This window comes from Pantoea sp. E956-1 (assembly GCF_982223955.1).
In genome coordinates this window covers 98,812-121,498 of the sequence record NZ_CEUYZP010000007.1, presented here as the reverse complement: position 1 = coordinate 121,498, position 22,687 = coordinate 98,812, and the positions used below count along the sequence as shown (strand labels likewise).

The window sequence follows — 22,687 nt, the reverse complement described above, 5'->3', positions numbered from 1 at the left end:
GGGGCATCATGTCTGTTGTTGATCCCGGCAGCGTTACCGTTGCACCCAAGCCGATGACCCCGTTTCAGGAATTCTGGCACTATTTTAAACGTAATAAAGGCGCCGTCGTGGGCCTGGTTTACATCATCATTGTGTTGCTGTGTGCCATTTTTGCCGATGTGCTGGCCCCGCATGCACCTGCTGAGCAGTTCCGCGATGCGCTGCTGCATCCGCCGGTCTGGCAGGAAGGCGGCAGCTGGAGCTACATTCTGGGCACCGACGACGTAGGCCGCGATGTGCTGTCGCGTCTGATGTACGGCGCGCGCCTGTCGCTGCTGGTTGGCTGTCTGGTGGTGGTGCTGTCACTGATTTTTGGCGTGATATTTGGCCTGCTGGCCGGTTATCTCGGTGGCGTGGTCGATGCCATCATCATGCGTGTGGTCGATATCATGCTGGCGCTGCCCAGCCTGCTGCTGGCGCTGGTGCTGGTCGCTATCTTTGGCCCCTCAATCGTTAACGCCTCCATCGCGCTGACCTTTGTGGCGCTGCCGCACTATATCCGTCTGACCCGCGCGGCGGTGCTGGTGGAAGTGAACCGCGACTATGTGACCGCCTCCGGCGTAGCCGGTGCCGGTATGCTGCGCCAGATGTTTGTGAATATTCTGCCTAACTGCCTTGCACCATTGATCGTGCAGGCTTCATTAGGTTTCTCCAACGCCATTCTCGATATGGCGGCGTTGGGCTTTCTCGGTATGGGTGCGCAACCGCCAACGCCGGAGTGGGGCACGATGCTCTCCGACGTCCTGCAGTATGCGCAAAGTGCCTGGTGGGTAGTGACCTTCCCTGGATTGGTCATTCTGCTTACCGTGCTGGCATTTAACCTGATGGGCGATGGTTTGCGTGATGCACTCGACCCGAAACTCAAGCAGTAAAGAGGCACCGAGATGGCGTTATTAAATGTAGACAAACTGTCGGTGCATTTCGGCGACGATAAAGCACCGTTCCGCGCGGTTGACCGCATCAGTTATCAGGTTGAGCAGGGCCAGGTCGTGGGTATCGTAGGCGAGTCCGGCTCCGGTAAATCGGTGAGTTCACTGGCAATCATGGGGCTGATCGATTTCCCCGGCAAGGTGATGGCTGAGAAGCTGGAGTTTAACCAGCGCGACCTGCAGAACATCTCCGAACGTGAGCGCCGCCAGCTGGTGGGCGCCGAAGTGGCGATGATTTTTCAGGACCCGATGACCAGCCTGAATCCCTGCTACACCGTAGGTTTCCAGATCATGGAAGCGATCAAGGTGCATCAGGGCGGCAATAAACGTACACGGCGTCAGCGGGCGATTGACCTGCTGAATCAGGTTGGTATTCCCGATCCCGCGTCGCGGCTCGATGTCTATCCGCACCAGCTGTCGGGCGGCATGAGCCAGCGTGTGATGATTGCCATGGCGATCGCCTGTCGGCCTAAGCTGTTAATCGCCGATGAGCCGACCACGGCGCTCGACGTGACCATTCAGGCGCAGATCATCGAACTGCTGCTGGAGTTGCAGCGGCAGGAGAACATGGCGCTGATCCTGATTACTCACGATCTGGCGTTAGTGGCAGAAGCGGCGCACCACATTATCGTGATGTATGCCGGTCAGGTGGTGGAGAGCGGTAAAGCGACCGATATCTTTAAGGCGCCGCGCCATCCTTATACGCAGGCGCTGCTGCGTGCGCTGCCGGAGTTCGCGGCCGATAAAGCACGCTTGGCCTCGCTGCCTGGTGTGGTACCGGGCAAGTATGACCGTCCGATTGGCTGTCTGCTTAATCCACGCTGTCCCTATGCGACTGACCTTTGTCGTCAGGAAGAACCTGAACTGCGCACGATTCCAGGACGCCAGTCCAAGTGTCACTATCCGCTGGACGATGCCGGGAGACCCACTTATGAGTCATGAAACCACGAAAGATCAGTTCCTGCTGCAGGCGATTGATCTGAAGAAGCACTACCCGGTGAAAAAGGGGCTGTTTGGTCAGGAACGTCTGGTCAAAGCGCTGGATGGCGTCTCTTTTGATCTGGAACGCGGCAAAACGCTGGCGGTGGTAGGCGAGTCAGGCTGTGGTAAATCCACGCTGGGCCGCCTGCTGACGATGATTGAAACCCCGACCGAAGGGCAACTTTACTGGCACGGTCAGGATCTGCTGAAACACGATCCCCAGGCGCAGAAGTTGCGTCGTCAGAAAATCCAGATCGTGTTCCAGAACCCGTACGGCTCACTCAATCCGCGCAAAAAAGTAAGCCAGATTCTGGAAGAGCCGCTGGTGATTAATACCCAGCTGACCCGCGCGGAACGCCGCGAGAAGACGCTGGAGATGATGGCGAAAGTCGGCCTGAAAACCGAGCACTATGACCGCTACCCGCACATGTTCTCAGGCGGGCAGCGTCAGCGTATCGCCATCGCGCGCGGGCTGATGCTCGATCCGGACGTCCTGATTGCCGATGAGCCGGTTTCGGCGCTCGACGTGTCGGTGCGTGCCCAGGTGCTTAACCTGATGATGGATCTGCAGCAGGATATGGGGCTTTCTTATGTCTTTATCTCGCACGATTTGTCGGTGGTGGAACACATTGCCGATGAGGTGATGGTGATGTATCTCGGCCGTTGCGTTGAGAAGGGCAGCAAAGAGGCGATTTTCGCTAACCCGCGCCATCCTTATACCCAGGCTTTGCTGTCGGCGACGCCGCGGCTTAATCCAGACGACCGTCGTGAGCGCATTAAGCTGACCGGTGAGCTGCCGAGCCCGCTCAATCCGCCGCCAGGCTGCGCCTTTAATGCGCGCTGCCACCGACGTTTTGGCACCTGCGTGCAGTTGCAGCCGAAGCTGAAAAACTACGGCGGGCAGGAGATTGCCTGCTTCGCGGTTGATCAGGATGAAAATCAGCCGGTCGGCGTGGCAGAAAAGGTCGATTAAGGAGTGGCGCCTGAGCCGTTGATTCGTTGATTCGTTGACGGCTCAGGGAGCATGCGCCTTTTGCAAAAACGCCATCCATGACAGGCTCAGCGCGGGCAATTACACACCTTATCCCTGAGGTGCGCCTGTAGCCGGGTCAACGCTTTGTGTTCTTCAAAAACGCTCCCGGCGTTTTTGTCCATGGCCCGCGATGCTTTGCTTCCGGCTGTATGCTCCTCTCACTTTACGATGGTTAGCCGTCCTGGGATCTGATTGCACCCTGTGCCTTCTTGCTATTCTGAGGCTCCTTTCCGGAGCCTTTTTTTATTTGAACTCAGCTGCAAGCCGTACTGCTGGCAGGTCAGCGAGCACTTTCTGGTTATTCCTCCTCCTTTTCCGTTATCAGGCTTAACCTGTTTTTCTTCTGGCGATACTTGCAGTAGAAAAACATAAACAGCCTCAATGACTTATGGCAATAATGCGATTTTTGCGCCTGCAGCAGCCTGAACGTTCTCTGAAACGCTGTTTACAGGAGTCAGCCTGGCAGTACCAGAGGTTGTCAGAGCGGCATTTTCTGCAAAATTATTGAAACAGTGCTAATGAATTTAACTTAATCTTCGCTTATTAATTATCAGGGCTAATGACTCAACAGAGGCTTTATTCCGCCACTATTGAATCCTTATGATTAAATAATTTGATTGAATTTGCTTTTTTTGTAATCAGGTTTTTCTGACTGATATTAAAGGGATGTGTTATATTCCAGGAAAATTCCCACCTTGTTGCAGGCCACGGCCAATGAAGAATAATTACGATGATTTGCAGCGTTTTAAAGAGAAAACGCAAACGCTCGACATCGACTTTAAAGATATGTCTGGCCAGGCGCAGGAAGCGGCAGAACACAGTAAATGGGCATTGATTCGCCAGCTGGCGAAAGAAGAACATCAGACCCCGTTTGGCGGCGGCGAGCGTATTGACCTGCCGCAACCTCAGCCGCTGCGTGGTGATGAGTTCACGGCTCCACCGCCTGGGGCACCGGTACGACATGCCGCACTCACTGCGCAACCGGCAATGGCATCCCGCACCTCGATTCTCGATAGCCTGTCAGGCAGTAACCTGCCAGCAACCAGCACGACTGAACGCGGCCCTTCATCGCTCTTTCCGCCACCGCCGCCACTGCAAAAAGTGGCTGAGCCTTCGACTACGCTGCGTGCTGAGCCGGTCCGGCCTGCCACCGTGGCGGATCTTCAGCCCGTCGTCGCCCCCACCGCCACCCATTCTGAGCCAGGACGATTTGGTGCGCTGTTCCGCTCGCGCGAGATTAATCTGCCGAAAGAAACCTTACTCAAACCGTTACTGGAGAAGATTGCGCTATGCCATTAGTTTGTGTGTGCTCGCCGAAGGGGGGCGTGGGGAAAACCACGCTGGCGGCGAATCTGGCCTGGAGTCTGGCGCGTTCCGGCAGCAAAGTTCTGGCGATTGATTTTGATGTGCAGAATGCACTGCGTCTTCACTTTGGCGTGCCGCTTCATGATGGCCGCGGATTTGTGGCGCGCTCAGAAGAGCAGGCGGACTGGAGCCAGTCGATCCTCACCACCGGCGGCAATATCTTTGTCCTGCCCTATGGTGACGTTACGGAGCCGCAGCGTGAACGGTTCGAAGAGAACCTGATGAAAGATCCCCACTTTATTACGCGCGGTCTGGATACGGTGCTCAATTATCCTGGTCTGGTGATCGTGGCTGATTTCCCCCCTGGCCCAGGCCCCGCCCTTAAAGCAATGACGGCGCTGGCCGATATGCATTTAGTGGTGATGTTAGCCGATACCGCATCAGTATCGTTATTACCGCAGATTGAAGAGAACCGGATGATCGGTAAGCCGCTCAATAATAAGCAGGGTCACTATTTTATCCTTAACCAGTGTGACAACCGCCGGAATATCAACCGCGATGTCACCGCGTTTATGCAGCAGCGCCTGGGCGATAATTTACTGGGCGTGGTTCACCGTGATGAAAGTGTAGGGGAGGCCAATGCTTCCCAGCAGTCTGTTTACGATTTCAGCCCCGCCTCGGCTGCGGCATTTGATATTGAACTGATCGCGAAACGTGTCAGCAGCATTCTGAATATCACCGTGGGTAATGGCGAAGTTCAGGCTCCCATCCGCACAAACCACTTTTAGTCGGCTTCCGCCAGACGACTGACTTACACAGCTCTTCTCAGGGTGAATCATGAGTAAAATCGGGTTTTACCTGCTGCTGCTGGTGCTTGCACCCGTTGCCGCGGTGATCATCATTACGCCAATGGACAGCCAGAAACAGTATATTTTTGGTCTGATCAGCATCGGTATGATGTTTTTATTGGGTTTCAGCAAGAGCCGCAAAATAACGGTGGTGATGGTGATTCTCTCTGCGCTGATGTCCAGCCGCTATATCTGGTGGCGGACCACCGAGACGCTGCACTTTAATTCCGAAGTTGAGGCTATCTTAGGGATTGGCTTATACCTGGCGGAGCTGTACGTCTGGCTGATCTTAATTCTTGGCTTCCTGCAAACCACCTGGCCTTTAAAACGCACGATTGAACCCTTACCGGATGACACCAGCCTGTGGCCGACGGTCGATATTTATGTGCCTTCCTACAATGAAAGTCTTGATGTGGTGCGCGACACGGTACTCGCGGCGCAGTGTATCGACTACCCGCGTGACAAAATCAGGGTCTATCTGCTGGATGATGGCAAGCGCAGCGAGTTTGCCCGCTTTGCGGCGGATGTCGGTGTGGGTTATATCACCCGCGACGACAACAAACATGCCAAAGCCGGGAACCTCAACCATGCGATGAAAATCACCAAAGGTGAGCTGATTTGCATCTTCGACTGTGACCACGTGGCGACACGCACCTTCCTGCAGGCAACGGTAGGCCCGTTCCTGAAAGATCCGAAGCTGGCGCTGCTGCAGACGCCGCACTACTTCTATTCCCCCGATCCCTTTGAGCGTAACCTGCGCGCTGCGCGCAGCATTCCCAATGAAGGCTCGCTGTTTTATGGCCCGGTGCAGCAGGGTAACGATAACTGGAATGCCACCTTCTTCTGTGGCTCCTGTGCGGTGATCCGTCGTTCAGCGCTGGAAGAGATTGGCGGCTTTGCCGTTGAAACGGTGACCGAAGATGCACACACCGCCCTGAAAATGCAGCGACTGGGCTGGGGCTCAGCCTTTTTGTCGATCCCGCTGGCTGCCGGTCTGGCAACAGAACGTCTGGGCCTGCATATCATTCAGCGTACCCGCTGGGCGCGCGGTATGACGCAGATTTTCCGCGTCGATAACCCACTGTTTGGCCGTGGCCTGAAGTGGCAGCAGCGTCTTTGCTATCTCAACGCCATGCTGCACTTCCAGTTCGGCCTGCCACGCGTTGCCTTCCTGACTGCGCCTCTGGCTTACCTGCTGTTTAATCTGAATATTATTCACTCATCGGCCTCGCTGATCTTTGCCTACGTGCTGCCCCATCTGGTGATGTCGCTCTACGTTAACTCACGGATGAATGGCCGTTTCCGTTACACCTTCTGGGGTGAGATTTATGAGACGGTCATGTGCTTCCATCTGGTGATTCCGACCATTCTGACCCTGCTGTCGCCGAAACATGGCAAGTTTAACGTGACCGATAAAGGCGGCGTGCTGGATCAGGGCTTCTTCGATTTCCACATCGTGCGTCCGCATGTGATTGTGGCGCTGCTGCTGGGCATTGGCATTGTAGCCGGCGTGGTGCGCGCCGTGATGCATGACTACTTTGGCGTCGATCCTTACGTTATCGCGCTTAACGTCGGCTGGGCGATCTTCAGCCTGATCATTCTGATGGCGGCGATTGCCGTGGCGCGCGAAACCAAGCAGGTGCGTAAAACTATCCGTGTTGAAGTGCAAATCCCGGCGATTATTCATTACGCCAGCGGCATTTCATCGCGCACCCAGACCAGCAACCTTTCGATGGGCGGCGCGCAACTTGATGCACCCGATCGACGTCATGAAACGGATAAGATTGAAGAGATTGACCTGCTGCTGAAATCCGGCGCGATCACTATCCCGGTCAGTCAGATTTCCAGCGATGATGAGAGCATCCGTCTGCGCTTTGAGGCGATGCCGCTGGCGCGTCGTCGCGAACTGGTCCGTGTGGTGCTGGCTCGTGCTGATGCCTGGATTCAGCCGGAGTATAAGCAGGACAACCCGCTGATTTCGCTGGGCACCATTATCCGTACCGTCTTTGAGCTGTTCTGGCTGACCTGGAAAGGCCGTCACGATAAACGTAAAAATGTCGATCCGGTTGTCGCGGCGGCGAAAGAGGATGGCGCGGCATGAAGATCCTGACGCAAACTTTGCTGGTCAGTTCACTGACCGCAGCGTTATGGCTGACGCCCGCTGGCGCGGAAACGCCAGTGGCTACTGATAACAGCAGCGCTGTGCCGGTAAACAGTTCAGCCCCGACGCCGCCTGATGCTGCTTCCACCACGCAGCCTGCCAGTGCGCCGGTAAACAGTCCGGCTCCGACGCCGCCTGATGCTGCTTCCACCACGCAGCCTGCCGATGCCACTGCCATTCCACCCGCGACAAATCTGGCTCCGGCCAGCGATGCGGCCTCTGTGGCACCCATGAATAATGGTTCCACCCAGACGGCAGGTTCAGACCAGGTCGCGGTCCCGGTCAGCGGTGGAGAGTCTGCAATGCCGTCAGTATCACCAGCGGCAAATGCGGCATCTGCGACACCGTCCGCAGAATCTGCACCGGCATCGGCGCCACAGAGCGCATCACCCAATGCCATGGCACCCCCGGGGAACGCCTCTTACGCCTCAGGTCGCGAGGCGACATCACAAACTCAGCCATCTTCAGTGACCGGTGACGCGACTTCAACGCCTCAGACAGCGTCATCGACCGGTGAGGCGGCGGCTTCTGCCCAGACCACCGCGCCGATGGCTGCCTCCGGCGCGGTGACCCAGGACAGCAGCGCGCTGTCAGCAGTGCCCCTGCCGCAGGGCCTGAGCAGTGCCGATCCCGCGCTGGAAGCGGCCGCCAGTGCGCTGCCCTACGCGCCAGGTCAGGTAGCTGCACCGGTTGCAGAACCGCAGCCGCCGATCGCGACTGCCATCAATCAGCCGATCAGTAGCGTCATTTCAGTGGCCCAGATGGGCCAGTCGCGCGGCATCACGCTGACCGGCGGCCAGCTACAGTCGGGCATCACCTTTACCCTGCCCGGCGATGAAGTCATCACCAATGCGCGACTTAATCTGACGCTGCGTGTCTCAGCCGCACTGGCAGCACGCAATACGTCGCTGCAGCTGATGCTGAATGGTCAGCCGCTCGGCACGCTGCCGCTGGGTGCGACGGACAGCGACGTCAGTGACTATGAGCTGGATATTCCGGCGGCGATGGTGGTGTCGGCGAATAACCTGAGTTTTAAAATCAACGATGCGGACAAGTTGCTGTGTGAAAGAGAGAGCGCACAGCAGTATCAGGTCACCATTCTGCCAAACACATCGCTGCACCTTGAAGGTCAGAAGCTCAATATCGGCACCAGCCTGCGTAATTTCCCGCGGCCCTTCCTGGATCCACAGCGGATGACGGCGTCCAGCGTTACGGTGGGCTTTGCCAGTCATGTTTCAGCCGATGCCGTCAGTGCGGCGGCACTGGTGGCATCCTGGCTCGGCATTCAGAGTGATTATCGCGGCATCCGCTTCCCGGTGGTGCGTGGCGAACTGCCGGAACACAACGGCATCCTGTTTGGTCATCCTGGTGACCGGATCGGCACCCTGACTTTTCCGGCCAGTAACGGTCCGATGTTGCAGGTGGTGGATAATCCCAATAATCCGGTTTACAAATTGCTGCTGGTCAGTGGTAACAATGAGGACCAGTTGCGTCAGGCGGCGAACCGTCTGACGACGCAGCCACTGACGACGGATGAGAGTCAACTGCAGGTCCCTGCCCAGACTATTGCAAACCGCAAACCTTACGATGCACCGCGCTGGATTAACACTGACCGCCCGGTACGGCTGAGCGAACTGCTGCGTAAAGATCAGAGTCTGACCAGCAGCGGCATCTGGCATGATGCGCTGCGTGTTAACTTCCGCGCCGCGCCTGATTTGTTCCTGTGGGATGGCGACACAGTGCCGGTCAGTCTGCACTATCGCTTCCCATCTGAAAGCTGGATCGATGAGGATAATTCCTTCCTTAACGTCATGCTCAACGGCACTTTTCTGCGCAATCTGACGGTGAACAAAGTCGGCCTGCTGGAGAACGTCTGGCACCGTCTGGGCGGTGATGCGCGTCAGGAGCAGTATCAGCTTAATCTCGAACCCTACCTGATTTATGGCGATAACCAGCTGGCGCTCTACTTCAATATCAAACCGCGGGCTGATGCGCCCTGCGGTGTGTTACTGAACAACAACATCAAGAGCCGGATTGAAGAGGATTCATGGATCGATCTGAGCCATACCCGTCACTTCAGCATGTTGCCGAACCTCTCTTACTTTGTCGGCGCCTCTTTCCCGTTCTCACGTCTGGCCGATTTCAGCCAGACCACGCTGCTGCTGCCGGAAACACCCAGCGATGCTGAACTGTCAACGCTGATGGATCTGGCAGCGCGGGCTGGTAAAGCCACAGGTCTGGTGCTGACACAGAATCAGGTACTGTTTGGCCTGCCCAGCGGCGGCACCCATCTTGCGCGCCTGCAGCAGAGCGATTTGCTGGCGGTCAGCACCACCGGCAACAGCGCCTTCAATCAGGCGATGCTGGCGTCCTCACCGTATGACGCCACCAGCAGCACCTTTGGGGTGAAAGAGCCCGACACGCTGGAGAAATTACGCGGCTGGCTGACCGGCGACTGGAGCCTTCAGCAGCTGGATGCCGATCGTTACTTCTCCTCCAACGAAGCGTGGCGAGGCTTTCTCAGCTACCGATCGCCGTGGAATCACGATCGTCTGGTGGTGATGACGGTGGCAACCAGCGACGATCAGCTGCTGCGACTGCATAACGATTTGAGTTCGGCGCAGATTAACGCCGGCATTCGTGGCGATACCGCGATTATTACCGATGAAAACGGCATTCGCAGTTTCCGCGTCGGCGCGCAGTTCCCCAGCGGTGAGATGCCCTGGTACATGATGGTGGTGTGGTATGCCAACCAGCACTCTGTGCTGCTGGCGGTGGCGGCGATGCTACTCTCCGCGCTGGTGGGCAGTGCGGTCTGGGTGATGCTGAAGCGTCATGCGTGGCGGCGTCTGAACCCAAAGCAGGGCCGTGATTCCGGCAGGAAGTAAGGATAATAACAATGAAAAATAATCTGTTAAGTGCCGGTATCCGCAAGGCGTTGCTGCTGGGCAGCGCGCTGGTCCTGTCACCGCCGCTGCTGGCAGCAGAAAGCGCGAATCCGGCGTTGCAGGCGCTGTTCGAACAGGCGTCTTACTGGCATCAGAAAGCGCATGACGATCTGGCGAAAGCCTCGCTGCAAAAGGTGCTGATGGTCGAACCCAATAACACCCAGGCGCTCTATCTGCTGGCGCTCTATTCACAGCAGGGCGGCGACACGGCCGCCGCGGCGCAGTATCGCGCGCGTTTAAGCCAGGTCTCCCCCAACGATCCGCACCTCGGCGAGCTGGATAATGCGCGTCAGATGCAGACCATTCCGCAGGCGCAGCTTGCGCTGGCGCGTCAGCAGGCGCGCAGCGGCAACATTCCGGCGGCGTTACAGACCTGGCGCAACACCTTCAGCGGCAATGCGCCACCACCCAGCGTCGCGGCAGAATATTATCTCACTATGGCGGGCGACCGCACGTTGCTGCCGCAGGCAGTTGAAGCGCTGCGGCAGTTTGCGGCTCAGCATCCACAGGATACCGGTGCGCAGCTGGCGCTGGGTAAAGCGCTGACCTATCAGGAGCCGACCCGTCGCGAAGGCATTGAGGTGCTGAGTTCGCTGGCGAGTGGTAATCAGGATGCCGACCGCTCACTGCGTCAGGCGCTGCTGTGGCTCGGTCCACAGCCGTCAGATGCGGCGCTCTATCAGACCTGGCAGCAGCGTCATCCGCAGGACTCCGCCGTCATCGACTACTACCGTAAAAACGTCGGCGGCGCAGAAAAAGGGGCCGGATTCAGCGCGCTCAACAGCGGTGACGTCGGCGGTGCGCAATCCAGCTTTGAGAAAGTACTGGGCGCCAATCCGCAGGATGCCGATGCGTTAGCGGGCATGGGCTATGTGGCCCAGCGAGCCGGACGTTATCAGGAAGCGGCGGATTATCTGCAGCGGTCTGCTCAGCTTGGCGGCGATCAGGGTTCATCGCGTCAGCAGCAGGCGGACGATGCGCGCTTTTATGCACAGCTGGCCAGCGCCCAGCAGGCACTGAAAAGCGGAGACACGGCGCAGGCGCTGACATTAAGCGAACCGCTGGTGCAGGCTGACGGCGAAAAAGGGCTGGCCGCCAGACTGTTTCGCGCCGACGTGCTGCGCCGCACCAATCAGCCGCAGCAGGCGGAGCAACTCTACCGCACTATTCTGCAAAGCGATGCGGATAACCGCAGCGCCAAAGAGGGGCTGTTCTACGTTCTGCGTCAGCAGAATCGGGGGGCCGAAGCTAACACGCTGCTGGGGGCACTGCCGGACAGTGTGCGCCAGAGCGTCACGCCACGGGCCAATGAAGCCGATGCACTGCGTCAGCAGGCGAAGCGTCAGCTGGCAGCCGGTAACAACGCCGCTGCCATCGCGACGCTGCAGCAGGGTATTCAGCGCTATCCCACGGATGGCTGGCTGCGGCTTGATTTAGCCCGGCTCTATCGTCAGCAGGGCGACACGCTGCTGGCGGCCAACGTGATGCAGCCGGTGATGCGCAACGGGGCCAGCACCAGCGAACTGTATGCCGGTGCGCTTAACGCCAGCGAGAGCGGCGGCTGGCAGCAGGCCAGCACGTTGCTGTCGCGCATTCCCGCTAACGCGAAGACGGCGGCGATGCGTGAACTGGCGCAGCGGGTGAATTTCAATCTGCAGATGAGCACGGCCGATCAGTACCTGGCGCAGGGCGCGACGGCTGCTGCCGCCAATACCCTGAAAGCGCTCACGGTCACGCCGCCGGGCAACCCGGTTGACGCCGGAAACCTGGCGCAGAAGCTGGCGCAGGCGGGCGATCTCACCAGCGCCGTTTCGGTGGTGCGGACTAACCTGCAGCGTGGCGTGCAGGGCAATGCGGGCGATTATGCCGCGCAGATGACAGTACTGAATCAGGCGGGCCTCGGCAGTGAGGCGCAGCGCTTCCTCAGCAACCCGGAACTGCAGGCGCGGAGTACGCCAACGCAACTGGCCGGTATTCGCAATGGCTATCTGATTAACGAAGTAGATCGCCTGCGGCAGCAGCGTCAGTACGCGGTGGCGTATGACAAGCTGATTGGTGCACTGCAACAGGATCCGCAGAACCGCGATCTGATGTTCGCGATGGCTCGTCTCTACCAGGACGGCAAGATGAACCGGGATGCGGGCGTGGTCTATGACTACCTGATGACCCAGGATACGCCGACGCAGGATGCGCGCGTCGGGGCTATCAACGTCGCGCTGGCGCAGAACAATGTGCCGCGCGCTAATGAGCTGAGTCGCGGCCTGAACAGTACGGTTCAGACGCCGGATCGTCTGTTGCTGCTGGCGCGGGTCGCGGAAGCCAATGGCGAGCACTCGCAGGCGATGGCGTATCTGCGTTCAGCGCGCGGTCAGCTGATTGGCCTGCAGGGCGCGCAGCCTGGCAGCGTGCCGACCGTGGGCGGACTGGCGCTGGCGGATAATCCGTTTATCAACCGTGATACTTCGCCGGTGGGACGCTCACCCTCCAGCTACGGCACCGTGCTGCCGTGGCAGGCGGCACCTGCGGGTGTTGCCGCTGACGTGACAACGCAGGGTGAACCGGCCGCGGGCAGCGAAACCGTTTCTCAACAGTCACAGATTCTGCACGACGTCGACACCATGATGGATTCGCTGCAGGAGAAAACCGGCACCTGGAGTCAGGGCATGGTGCAGGTGCGCGGGCGTGATGGCGAGTCGGGCCTGAGCAAGCTGACGGAAGCGAAAGCGCCGCTGACCTTCTCTACCGTGCCGTTTGAAACGGCGCGCTTCGACTTTACCGCCACGCCGGTTTCACTCACGGCGGGCAGTGGCGCAGGCGATGCCTGGCGTCGTTTCGGCACTAATGCGCTGAGTCAGGGCAGAGTGGTGGCCGCAGGCGGTGCGACGGTAAATGACCTGCCGAATGCCACTACCGATTCGCAAACCGCCTCTGGCGTGGAGCTGAATCTGGCGCTGAAGGGCGACAGTTACAAAGTGGATATCGGCAGCACACCGCTGGGCCAGGATCTGAGTACTCTGGTCGGTGGCGTGCAGTGGTCACCGAAACTCACCGACTTCCTGACACTGATCCTCACCGGTGAGCGGCGCGCGATTACCGACAGCCTGCTCTCTTACGTCGGCGCTGAAGATAAAACCAGCGGCAAACGCTGGGGACGCGTCACGAAGAACGGCGCGAACGCCCTGTTAAGCTATGACAATGGCGATGCGGGCTTCTACGCTGGTGCCGGCGCGTACAGCTATCTTGGCGAGAATGTCGCCAGTAACAACAACCTGCAGGCAACCGCTGGCGCTTACGTCCGTCCATTCCACACTGACGATCGCGAGCTGAAAGTGGGCATGAGCCTGTCGTGGATGGACTTCTCGAAAAACCTCAGCTACTTCAGTTACGGGCAGGGCGGTTACTTCAGCCCGCAGAACTATGCGTCGGTCTCGTTCCCGATAGAGTTCTCACGTAAGTTTGACGACTTAAAAGTCAATATTGGTGGTGCAGCCGGTTATCAGACCTACAGTCAGGATAAGAGCGCGTACTTCCCGGCGGATGCCAGCCTGCAGTCAGAGCTGGAATCCCTTGCCGCCAGCGGCAGTGTAAAAGACGCTTACTATTCTGGCAGCAGTAAAAACGGCATCGGCTACAACCTGCACGCCGGGGCGGACTACAAACTCAATAAAGATGTGACGATTGGCGGCCAGCTGGGTTATGACACCTTTGGTGACTACAACGAAAGCAGTGCGCAGCTCTATGTCCGTTACCTGTTCGGAGAGAAGTAATGAGTGAGCATTCGGGGGTATCACATCCTTATCAGCCGGGCTGGTTTGACCTGGTCAGCGTGCTGATTGACGGGATGATCGCCAACGCCGGTCAGCATGATGCGGAAGCCTTTCTCTACAAGATGGGGGAATCGCTGGCGACCCGCTATCCTTTGCCGGAGTCACGTACCGTTCAGGATCTGGAGCGCGAGTGTAATCTTCAGCTGGCGCGGTTTAACTGGGGCTTTGTGCAGTTACAGCCGGAAGATAAGGCGCTGCTGATTGCGTATCACGCTTTACCGGCAGGCGATAACATCCACTCTCCGGCTGACTGGCAGGCAGCGTTTGGTGCGGTGATGGCTGGCCTTTTTTCGGGCTGGTTGCAGGGTCAGGGCGGCAGCACCATTGTGCCGGTTACGCTTGAACTCAACGATGGCAGCACGCTGCACTATCGATATCAATAGGATCATAAATGAAACGTAAGCCATTCTGGCTCGGCTGGATCTGTTCTGTTTTACTGCTGGCCTGCAGCGCACAGGCGAGTGCCAGCGGCTGGGACACGTTTAAAAGCCGCTTTGTGACCGCGGAAGGGCGGATCACGGACACCGCCAATAATAATGTCAGTCACACCGAAGGTCAGGGTTATGGCATGTTGCTGGCGGTGGCCAATAACGATCGCGCCACCTTTGATCGGCTGTGGCAGTGGACGCGCACCCAGTTGCGTAATCCGCAGACCGATCTCTTCTACTGGCGCTATGTGCCAGGCACTGACAACCCGGTTGCCGACAAAAATAATGCCTCGGATGGTGATGTGCTGCTGGCCTGGGCGCTGCAGCGCGCTGCACAGAAATGGCAGGTGGAGAGCTACCAGCAGGAGTCTGACCGTATTCAGCGCGCCATCATCAAACTGGATGTTACGAGCTTTGGCGGCCATACCGTCCTGCTGCCGGGCGCGCAGGGTTTTAATAAATCCAGCTATGTGGTGCTTAACCCCTCGTACTTCCTGTTTCAGGCATGGCGGGAGTTTGGTGAACGCAGCCATCTGCAGGTCTGGGATAAGCTGATTAACGATGGCTTTGATCTGCTGGGTAAGCTGAGCTTTGGCAAAACCGGCCTGCCGCTGGACTGGGTCGCACTGAATGCCGACGGGTCGGTTGCCCCGGCGGTCGGCTATTCGAACCGCTTCAGTTATGATGCGATTCGCGTGCCGCTGAACATCTGGTGGTATGACCCGCACAGTCTGGCGCTGGTGCCGTTTCAGCGCGTCTGGCAGGGTTACAGCCGCATGCTGACACCCGCCTGGTTCGACGTGCTGGCGAATGCGCCTGCACCTTACCATCTTGAGGGCGGTCTGCTGGCGGTACGTGACCTGACGCTGCATGAGACCGGTTATCTGAGCGATAAGCTGGCTGCGGATCAGAACTACTTCTCTGCCAGTCTGCAGTTACTCACCTGGCAGGCGTTTCAGGAGAAGCGCTGATAATGGGCAGAGCAGCGACACTGGCCGCTGCTCTGCCACCGACAGCCACGCGCTTAACCGGGGACAGGTGCTGAGCGGCCTTTTGCTGCCGGGTCACGGCTCTGTAACCCGGCGGTTACGTGTTACTCCGGATAGGGTACCCAGTCTCCGCCATTCAGCCTGATCCAGGGCTTGCCCTGATACATCATCACTACCGCACCGTCGTTTTCCGACACCACCGGCGTCTGCGGCAGCTTGTCAGTCAGAACCGACATATTCACATTTGGCGCATTAAATACCTGCCCATCCACCACGCGTGACACAATCTCTGAGACCGCCAGCAGGCTGGTTGGCGCATCAATATTGAGTGGCTGTCCCTGATGCGGGGCTTTCATGCCGACAAACTTAATGCCCACCGGCACATGCGTAATGCCCGGGCTGGGAATATCGCGCAGGCCGGACATCTGCATTTTGTCTCCCTGTAGCGCGGCACCATGCTCGGGCACCACCAGCACCATCACCCGGCGGCCCGACTTCTCCAGTTGCGTCATAAAGGCATCAAGCTGATCGAATAGGAGTTGCGCGCGCGGTTTCCACGGTGCCGTTTTGGTGCTGCCGAGTTCGCGGGTGCCATCGTGCAGCGGGATCAGATTATAGAAGGTGGCGCTGCGTGCATCGCTGCTCTTGTTGCGATCGTCGAGCCAGCGCTGCATCAGCTGGGCATCGTTGAACACCGGCGTGCTGTCGAATGAGGTCACCTCCGGTGCAATATCCGTCTGCGACATCAGCGGTGCCTCAATATCCCCGCTCTCGCGCAGCTCTTTGAGATAATTACCAAACACGCCAGTGTGGTCCATCATCAGCTGCTCTTTAAAGCCCAGCTTCGCCAGATTATCGAACAGATAGCAGCGTGAATCGGTGGGTTTATAAAGGTCGCTGTGCGAGGCCTGGCCGCAGCTGGCACGCAGCAGACGAATCCCCGCCGGTCCGCTGTAACTGGTGGCGGAGTTGTAGTTGGTCAGCATGATGTCGAAGTGCTGCCACAGCGGATGATTACGCAACTGGGAGGCATCCATGTCGGACCAGGCGAGTGAACAAATGTTGATCACCAGAATGTCGAACGGCTGCGAATCGGCAGGCAGGCTGTCGGGGAAGTGGGTGACGCGCTTGCGTTCACTCTCATAAAAACGGCTGAGCCAGGCGTTCAGGCTGGCGCTGGTTGGCGCGGCTGACTGATCAAGTCCGTCCGGCACGGCCGCCGCCTGGCTGGTGGCGGCGGGGGTCTGATTCAGCACCACCTGCGGGGTGGCCGCGCGGGTCGGCAGCAGCGACATCGCCGGGCCGGCAATCGTCAGCACGTTGAGCCAGATCAGCATCAGCGAAACCAGCACGGTGATGCGGATCCAGGGGGAAATAAACAGGTAGAGAACCAGCAGCACAAAGGCGGCCCCCACCATTTGCCAGTTAATAAAGCGATCGGCCAGGTCGAGCAGATAGGCCGCAGAGAAGCCCGCCAGCTGATCGCCCTGGCTGAGTATGCTGCTGAGTCCTGGCAGCCAGGTGTCGTGCCAGAACAGCGCGATGCCAACCGGAATCGAGATCAACTGGCGGATGCGATGCAGGCGCGCCGAGGGTAACGGAAAAAGCAGCCAGGCGAGAAACACCAGGTTGCTCAGAGCGTGAAAGTTGAGATAGCCGTACCACAACAGGGCGAACTTCACTAAAAAGTAGAAATTCCAGCCGCCCAGTCCGCGCCAGCAGGACCACAAACCTGAAGAGTGGGCCGCAGCGGGTTGATCATTTTTCATTAATTTTTGCATCCGTTTTTGGCGATTGACGCTGCCAGTGACCTTCAGACTTCAGCGCGCGAGCAGGTAACAGGCGATTCAGCAGGCCATTCCAGCGACGCGGCAGCCACCGCTGCCAGACTGGCTTTAAAATCAGCAGGATAAAAAGAGCCAGCAGCGTAATCTGTACCCAATCCATCAGGTTCATCGGGATTCTTTCTCCGGCAGTAAAGTGATGGGCTGCGGTGCCGCGCGTTCAGGCGCCTCCAACGGCTGGCGGGTGGATTCGCGCATTGATTCTGAAACTGGCGTCAGTTCCTGCAGTGCCATCGGCGTCATTTTTCTGATATTGCTGATTTCGGCCAGAATCTGGTTATCTTCAAACCAGATAATCCGGTTCGCAAACAGTTCATCATGTGGCAGTGAAAAGATAAATTTCAGTGCCTTATCCAGGTCGTTGTAGCGGCAGGAGGAGAGAAACAGAATGACACGATCCTCCAGCACCGTAACCAGATCGCCAAAGCGGCGCGGTTTGCAGAGCGTCAGCACCTGCTGAGGGGAGAGCTGTGGCACCGGACGCAGGGCGACCAGCAGACCTTTGTCATTCTCCGGCAGCAGGGTATTACTGATTAACTGGCCGACCGACTGACAGAAAGCATCCAGCCGCAGATAGCCCTTTTCATGTAACGGCTGCAGTGAGGCGATCAGGGCATCCAGACTGGCGGGGACGCGGCGACTGAACCGTTGCCCCTGAATTCCTTCGAGCATCGTGAGAAAGCGCGACATCGCAGCGGTGGTCGGGACGATGGTATTCACGCCACAGGCCTGCAGCAGGCGCTCATCGCTGTATCGCAGGCTCACGCCCAACTCGCGCACCACGATTTTCAGCCCGTTTCCGCGGGCGCGGCGCAGGCTGTGTACCATGTTTGCCAGTTCGCTGATCTGCTCACTGTGTGTCAGGCTGAAAATAACGGTTGCCGCATTGGCCTGTTGCGCCCGCAACCAGACCTGCTGATTATCGTCGAACAGCTGCCACTGGCGCGAAAGGGGCGGCGCACCTTCCAGTACGCTTTTATCGGCCAGATAATGCTGCTCGTCATTCAGGCTCAGCGGTTCCTGCGTCTCTTTTAAGGCAAAGAAATGGTTATCTTCACAGCCCAGACGCAAAGTACGATCGGCAAGCAGTCGTTCACCGGCGTACCACCAGCTTATTTGATACTGCCAGATATCCTGCTGAAAGGTTAAATAAGCCAGCCCGTCCATGTGACGAAAATAACGTTGAAGATTATTGGTCTGATAAAATTGCGTGATACCGGAGGTGACGATTAGAAGCGTCATCTTCCTTTTATGCAGCAGCCGGCGCATGCGCTTTATCCAGCCGCTTAATTCCGCCTCATTTAATTTATCCCATTGCACCCCACTGCTGCTAAAAATCACCAGTCCATTTTTACTGCCGAGCGTGCGGGAAAAATCACGTTCAAGTTGTAGCAGGCTTTTTTTATTTTCTGGCAGAGAAAACAGCGGAATGCGGTCTGGGCCACCCACCGGATCGGGCGTCAGTAGCTCGCGGGGCGACAGGCCGGCACTAATTAGCGTAACGGATTGCTGATGCGAAATAACCTGACGAATAAACGTGCGGGCATCCTGCTGGCATGCGCAGGTGACCCAATAACAGCCGGGAGTTTGCAATGTGGTCACTTCAGGCTGAACCTGCAGCAGCCCCAGCGAAAAAGAATTTTTCATTTTGAATTCGTTATTTTTCCAGCCCGAGCTAGTTTATTATAGACAGGTCAGGTTGTAACGTGACTAATTAAAAATTACTGAATACAGGCTACTTTCCTTTTTTTGTGATCGTGCTCATTCCGGAAACCCCTTTCCAGGAAAAAGGCAACTGTCACCGTCCCTGTATCCGACGCTGTTTTATTCATGGCGAACCATAATGAAAAACCAGGATATTTATATGCCGGACGTCGCTCACGCTGAACCCCAGGATGATATCAGCGCACTGCGTGATGCCTTTTCTCTGCATGCGTTCAGTTATGTCGATATTGCCCGCGAAGAACGGCTGAAAGAAATTGTGGCTCGCTGGCCGCTGTTAGCGGAAACCGTCGCCACGCTGCCAGGACATCTTCGCTGATGCCACAGATTGGGCTTCAGGGCATTCGTGGTGGCGTCGGCACCACCTCTCTCTGCGCGGGCCTCGGCTGGGCGCTGGCCGCATTGGGGGAACGGGTTCTGCTGATTGATGGTTCGCCGGTCAGCCAGCTGGGTGCGCACTTTAATCTGCCTGTGCATACAGGGCAGGGCTGGATGCAGGCGCTGTGTAGCGGCGGCGACTGGCAGCAAAGCGCGCAGCGCTATCCGCAGGGGCCCGATCTGCTGCCCTATGGGCTGCTCTCGTCGCCTGCTCCCGTTCAGGATGAGGCCATCGCTGCACCGTTGCTGAAAGCCCTCCCGGCGCTAAGTGTACGTTACTCATGGATTATTTTTGATTTGCCCGCTGAAACCGCGCCGTGGCATGAAACGCTCTGGCCACAGCTGGACGGCCTGGTCTGCGTCACTACACCAGATGCCAACTGCCATTTGCGGCTTAGCCAGCGGCGTTTTCCCGCGGCGACCCGTTTTCTGATCAACCAGTTTAATGCCAACAGCTGCCTGCAGCAGGATCTGCATCAGCTCTGGATGGCTTCGCTGAATCCGCTCATCCCGCTGCTGATCCACCGGGATGAGGCGCTGGCAGAAGCGCTGATGATGAAGCAGCCTGTAGGGGAATACCGGCCACACGCGCTGGTCAGTGAAGAGATCACCACGCTGGCTAACTGGCTGCTTCTGCACATTAAAGGCGAACGCGCTTGAATCCGCTGCGCTGGCTGCTGACCGGCCCCGCCTGGCAGGCATTGCAGAGGCGCTACACCACTGCACGTGGCAATGGCGCATCCCGCTTCGCCAGTGCGCTTCATCTGTTCTGGTGTGGACTGGCGGTGATGCTGTTCCGTGTCGAAGCACCAGGCTGGCAGCGGATTATCCAGCAGCGCCGCAGGCTCTATCCCCATATCTCACCCGAGCGTCCGCAGCCACTCGATTTTCTGCGCTATCTGATTCAGTCACTGTGGCTGCTGGTTATCCTGCCGCTGGATGACAATGGCCGCCGCACAAACGGCTTCGCGGCGCTGATTCGCTGGCGGCAGCAGGGCTACCGCTGGCTGGAAAGGCGCGCTAAGCAGGCAGAGATGCAACGGCTCGGCATGCGGGGTGAACGCCGGCTGAAGCGATTGCCGCCCCTGGTGCGTTACGTTCTGTTTATCGGGATGGGGCTGTTCGCTTCGCTACTGGCGTTGCTCTGTATTAGCCAGCCCTTTGACCTGATGACGCAGTTTATCTTTGTGCTACTGCTCTGGAGCCTGGCGATGGTGGTGCGGCGCGTGCCGGGCCGTTTACCCACCATGATGTTGATTGTGCTGTCGCTGACCGTATCCTGTCGCTATCTGTGGTGGCGCTACACCTCCACGCTGAACTGGGATGATCCGATGAGCCTGGTGCTGGGACTGCTGCTGATCGCCGCAGAAACCTACGCCTGGGTGGTCCTGGTGCTGGGCTATTTTCAGACGCTATGGCCGCTTAATCGGCAGCCGGTTTCTATGCCCGCTGACCGCTCGCAGTGGCCATCGGTGGACCTGCTGGTGCCGACCTATAACGAGCCACTGAACGTGGTCAGGCCGACGCTCTACGCTGCGCTGGGCGTCGACTGGCCAAAAGATCGTCTCAACATCTATCTGCTCGACGACGGCAACAGACCCGAGTTCCGCGAGTTTGCCGCCAGCATCGGCGTGAACTATGTGGTGCGTCCGTCTAACGAACATGCCAAGGCGGGCAACATCAACCACGCGCTGAAAACCCACTGCCGCAGCGACTTTGTGGCAATCTTTGACTGCGACCATGTGCCGACACGCTCTTTCCTGCAGATGACCATGGGCTGGTTTATCAAAGATCCCCGGCTGGCGATGCTGCAGACGCCGCATCACTTCTTTTCACCCGATCCGTTTGAGCGCAATCTGGGGCGTTTTCGCCGTACGCCCAATGAGGGATCGCTGTTCTACGGGCTGGTTCAGGATGGCAACGACACCTGGGACGCCACCTTCTTCTGCGGCTCCTGTGCCATTCTGCGGTGCACCGCGCTGGAAGAGATTGGCGGCATTGCGGTCGAAACCGTGACAGAAGATGCCCACACCTCACTGCGCCTGCATCGCCTGGGTTACACCTCCGCCTACATCCGCATTCCCCAGGCGGCGGGGCTGGCGACCGAGAGCCTGTCAGCGCATATCGGCCAGCGTATCCGCTGGGCGCGTGGCATGGTGCAGATTTTCCGTCTCGACAATCCACTGTTCGGCAAAGGGCTGAAGTGGGTGCAGCGTCTCTGTTATGCCAACGCCATGCTGCACTTCCTCTCTGGTATTCCACGGCTGGTGTTCCTGCTGGCTCCGCTGGCGTTTCTGCTCTGCCATGCTTACATCATCTATGCCCCGGCGCTGGCAATCGCCGTCTATGTGCTGCCTCATATGCTGCATACCAGTCTGACCAATTCACGCATTCAGGGGCGCTGGCGACACTCATTCTGGAGTGAAGTCTACGAGACCGTGCTGGCGTGGTATATCGCCCTGCCAACCACCGTCGCGCTGATCAATCCGCACAAGGGCAAGTTTAACGTGACCGCCAAGGGCGGACTGGTGGAGAAGCGGCATCTGGACTGGGTGATTACCCGGCCTTATATGCTGCTGGTTCTGCTTAATCTGGCGGGCGTGGTGATGGCGGTCTGGCGGATGCAGCACGGTCCGGCCAATGAAGTGCTGACGGTGTGGGTCAGCCTGGTGTGGGTGATCTACAACATGGTGATTCTGGGCGGCGCGGTTGCCGTCTCGGTGGAGGCAAGGCAGATCCGTGAAGCGCACCGCGTGGAGATTGCGATGCCTGCGGCGATTTCGCGCGAAAACGGACACATGCTGCCCTGTACGCTGCGTGACTATTCAGACGGCGGTGTCGGTCTGGAACTGCGCGAGCCGGATGCGCTGCAGGAGAGTGAAAAAGTCTGGCTGCTGCTGCGTCGCGGGCAACAGGAGTTCAGTTTTCCCTGCACGGTGCAGCGCGTCTTTGGTCGCCGGGCGGGCGTGCGTCTCGAAGATCTGACCACCCGGCAGCACATTGATTTTATCCAGTGCACCTTTGCCCGTGCCGATACCTGGGCGTTGTGGCAGGACGGTTTCCCGGAGGATAAACCGGTGCAGAGTCTGGCCGATATTATGATCCTCGGCTTTAAAGGTTATCTGCGCCTGGCGGAATATGGCCCACCGCAGTTACGTCGGTTGTTTAACCTGCTTACCGCTGGGGTAAGCTGGCTGGCTTCGCTGTTGCCGCAAGGCATTATGCGCGCGCCCGTCTCAAAAAATCTGCATTGAG

16 protein-coding genes are annotated in these 22,687 nt (G+C 58.1%); 13 read left to right on the top strand and 3 right to left on the bottom strand.

What is annotated here, in order from left to right:
- The first annotated feature begins 8 nt into the window (after nt 1-8).
- The 10 genes from dppC to AC0T7J_RS17150 all read left to right on the top strand — a co-directional run bounded on the left by dppC (nt 9) and on the right by AC0T7J_RS17150 (nt 15,470).
- A complete protein-coding gene (gene dppC / locus AC0T7J_RS17195) occupies nt 9-911 on the top strand; it encodes a dipeptide ABC transporter permease DppC (RefSeq protein WP_010671643.1) in 903 nt (300 codons plus the stop codon).
- 12 nt (nt 912-923) lie between these two features.
- The gene (gene dppD / locus AC0T7J_RS17190; protein WP_010257423.1) at nt 924-1,910 is read left to right on the top strand and encodes a dipeptide ABC transporter ATP-binding protein; all 987 of its coding nucleotides are present in this window, start codon (nt 924-926) and stop codon (nt 1,908-1,910) included.
- Entirely contained in the window at nt 1,900-2,922 is a 1,023-nt protein-coding gene (gene dppF, locus AC0T7J_RS17185) for a dipeptide ABC transporter ATP-binding subunit DppF (RefSeq protein WP_473795484.1), read from the top strand. Before dppD ends, dppF begins: the two co-directional genes overlap by 11 nt.
- Before the next feature lie 774 nt (nt 2,923-3,696).
- Nucleotides 3,697-4,281 carry a cellulose biosynthesis protein BcsO gene (bcsO, locus tag AC0T7J_RS17180; RefSeq protein ID WP_473795482.1) on the top strand — a complete coding sequence of 195 codons (585 nt, stop codon included), beginning with the start codon at nt 3,697-3,699 and terminating at the stop codon, nt 4,279-4,281.
- A complete protein-coding gene (gene bcsQ, locus AC0T7J_RS17175) occupies nt 4,272-5,075 on the top strand; it encodes a cellulose biosynthesis protein BcsQ (protein WP_473795481.1) in 804 nt (267 codons plus the stop codon). Before bcsO ends, bcsQ (AC0T7J_RS17175) begins: the two co-directional genes overlap by 10 nt.
- A gap of 49 nt (nt 5,076-5,124) precedes the next feature.
- Nucleotides 5,125-7,236 (top strand): UDP-forming cellulose synthase catalytic subunit, encoded by a 2,112-nt coding sequence (bcsA, locus tag AC0T7J_RS17170; protein ID WP_473795479.1) that lies wholly within the window; start codon nt 5,125-5,127, stop codon nt 7,234-7,236.
- Nucleotides 7,233-10,184 carry a cellulose biosynthesis cyclic di-GMP-binding regulatory protein BcsB gene (gene bcsB / locus AC0T7J_RS17165; protein WP_473795477.1) on the top strand — a complete coding sequence of 984 codons (2,952 nt, stop codon included), beginning with the start codon at nt 7,233-7,235 and terminating at the stop codon, nt 10,182-10,184. Before bcsA (AC0T7J_RS17170) ends, bcsB begins: the two co-directional genes overlap by 4 nt.
- Nucleotides 10,185-10,195: 11 nt before the next feature.
- Nucleotides 10,196-14,011 (top strand): cellulose biosynthesis protein BcsC, encoded by a 3,816-nt coding sequence (locus tag AC0T7J_RS17160; protein ID WP_473795475.1) that lies wholly within the window; start codon nt 10,196-10,198, stop codon nt 14,009-14,011.
- Entirely contained in the window at nt 14,011-14,454 is a 444-nt protein-coding gene (gene bcsD / locus AC0T7J_RS17155; RefSeq protein WP_473795473.1) for a cellulose biosynthesis protein BcsD, read from the top strand. Before AC0T7J_RS17160 ends, bcsD begins: the two co-directional genes overlap by 1 nt.
- A gap of 8 nt (nt 14,455-14,462) precedes the next feature.
- A complete protein-coding gene (locus AC0T7J_RS17150; RefSeq protein WP_473795471.1) occupies nt 14,463-15,470 on the top strand; it encodes a family 8 glycosyl hydrolase in 1,008 nt (335 codons plus the stop codon).
- Nucleotides 15,471-15,592: 122 nt separating this feature from the next.
- On the opposite strand, the gene bcsG is transcribed toward AC0T7J_RS17150, so the two are convergent.
- Genes bcsG through bcsE form a run of 3 tightly spaced genes read right to left on the bottom strand, consistent with a single transcriptional unit; the run spans nt 15,593 to nt 18,979 of the window.
- A complete protein-coding gene (gene bcsG / locus AC0T7J_RS17145) occupies nt 15,593-17,257 on the bottom strand; it encodes a cellulose biosynthesis protein BcsG (RefSeq protein WP_473795470.1) in 1,665 nt (554 codons plus the stop codon).
- Nucleotides 17,247-17,444: a cellulose biosynthesis protein BcsF gene (bcsF, locus tag AC0T7J_RS17140; RefSeq protein ID WP_473795468.1), complete on the bottom strand. Its 198-nt coding sequence runs from the start codon at nt 17,442-17,444 to the stop codon at nt 17,247-17,249. Before bcsF ends, bcsG begins: the two co-directional genes overlap by 11 nt.
- Nucleotides 17,441-18,979 (bottom strand): cellulose biosynthesis protein BcsE, encoded by a 1,539-nt coding sequence (gene bcsE, locus AC0T7J_RS17135; RefSeq protein WP_473795466.1) that lies wholly within the window; start codon nt 18,977-18,979, stop codon nt 17,441-17,443. The genes bcsF and bcsE overlap by 4 nt, the downstream gene beginning before the upstream one ends.
- Before the next feature lie 196 nt (nt 18,980-19,175).
- Between bcsE and bcsR the strand changes: the two genes are divergently transcribed.
- From bcsR to bcsA (AC0T7J_RS17120), 3 genes are read left to right on the top strand one after another with little or no spacing between them, the layout of a single operon-like run.
- The gene (gene bcsR / locus AC0T7J_RS17130) at nt 19,176-19,373 is read left to right on the top strand and encodes a cellulose biosynthesis protein BcsR (RefSeq protein WP_473795464.1); all 198 of its coding nucleotides are present in this window, start codon (nt 19,176-19,178) and stop codon (nt 19,371-19,373) included.
- On the top strand, nt 19,373-20,092 hold the full coding sequence (gene bcsQ / locus AC0T7J_RS17125; RefSeq protein WP_473795462.1) for a cellulose biosynthesis protein BcsQ: 720 nt from the start codon (nt 19,373-19,375) through the stop codon (nt 20,090-20,092). The genes bcsR and bcsQ (AC0T7J_RS17125) overlap by 1 nt, the downstream gene beginning before the upstream one ends.
- Nucleotides 20,089-22,686 (top strand): UDP-forming cellulose synthase catalytic subunit, encoded by a 2,598-nt coding sequence (gene bcsA / locus AC0T7J_RS17120; protein ID WP_473795461.1) that lies wholly within the window; start codon nt 20,089-20,091, stop codon nt 22,684-22,686. The genes bcsQ (AC0T7J_RS17125) and bcsA (AC0T7J_RS17120) overlap by 4 nt, the downstream gene beginning before the upstream one ends.
- Nucleotide 22,687 lies beyond the last annotated feature (1 nt).

Excerpts from the sequence above, each read along its gene's own strand:
- dppC (WP_010671643.1), top strand. The coding sequence starts at position 9 with ATGTCTGTTGTTGATCCCGGCAGCGTTACCGTTGCACCCAAGCCGATG.
- dppD (WP_010257423.1), top strand. The coding sequence starts at position 924 with ATGGCGTTATTAAATGTAGACAAACTGTCGGTGCATTTCGGCGACGAT.
- dppF (WP_473795484.1), top strand. The coding sequence starts at position 1,900 with ATGAGTCATGAAACCACGAAAGATCAGTTCCTGCTGCAGGCGATTGAT.
- bcsO (WP_473795482.1), top strand. The coding sequence starts at position 3,697 with ATGAAGAATAATTACGATGATTTGCAGCGTTTTAAAGAGAAAACGCAA.
- bcsQ (WP_473795481.1), top strand. The coding sequence starts at position 4,272 with ATGCCATTAGTTTGTGTGTGCTCGCCGAAGGGGGGCGTGGGGAAAACC.
- bcsA (WP_473795479.1), top strand. The coding sequence starts at position 5,125 with ATGAGTAAAATCGGGTTTTACCTGCTGCTGCTGGTGCTTGCACCCGTT.
- bcsB (WP_473795477.1), top strand. The coding sequence starts at position 7,233 with ATGAAGATCCTGACGCAAACTTTGCTGGTCAGTTCACTGACCGCAGCG.
- AC0T7J_RS17160 (WP_473795475.1), top strand. The coding sequence starts at position 10,196 with ATGAAAAATAATCTGTTAAGTGCCGGTATCCGCAAGGCGTTGCTGCTG.
- bcsD (WP_473795473.1), top strand. The coding sequence starts at position 14,011 with ATGAGTGAGCATTCGGGGGTATCACATCCTTATCAGCCGGGCTGGTTT.
- AC0T7J_RS17150 (WP_473795471.1), top strand. The coding sequence starts at position 14,463 with ATGAAACGTAAGCCATTCTGGCTCGGCTGGATCTGTTCTGTTTTACTG.
- bcsG (WP_473795470.1), bottom strand. The coding sequence starts at position 17,257 with ATGAAAAATGATCAACCCGCTGCGGCCCACTCTTCAGGTTTGTGGTCC.
- bcsF (WP_473795468.1), bottom strand. The coding sequence starts at position 17,444 with ATGAACCTGATGGATTGGGTACAGATTACGCTGCTGGCTCTTTTTATC.
- bcsE (WP_473795466.1), bottom strand. The coding sequence starts at position 18,979 with ATGAAAAATTCTTTTTCGCTGGGGCTGCTGCAGGTTCAGCCTGAAGTG.
- bcsR (WP_473795464.1), top strand. The coding sequence starts at position 19,176 with ATGAAAAACCAGGATATTTATATGCCGGACGTCGCTCACGCTGAACCC.
- bcsQ (WP_473795462.1), top strand. The coding sequence starts at position 19,373 with ATGCCACAGATTGGGCTTCAGGGCATTCGTGGTGGCGTCGGCACCACC.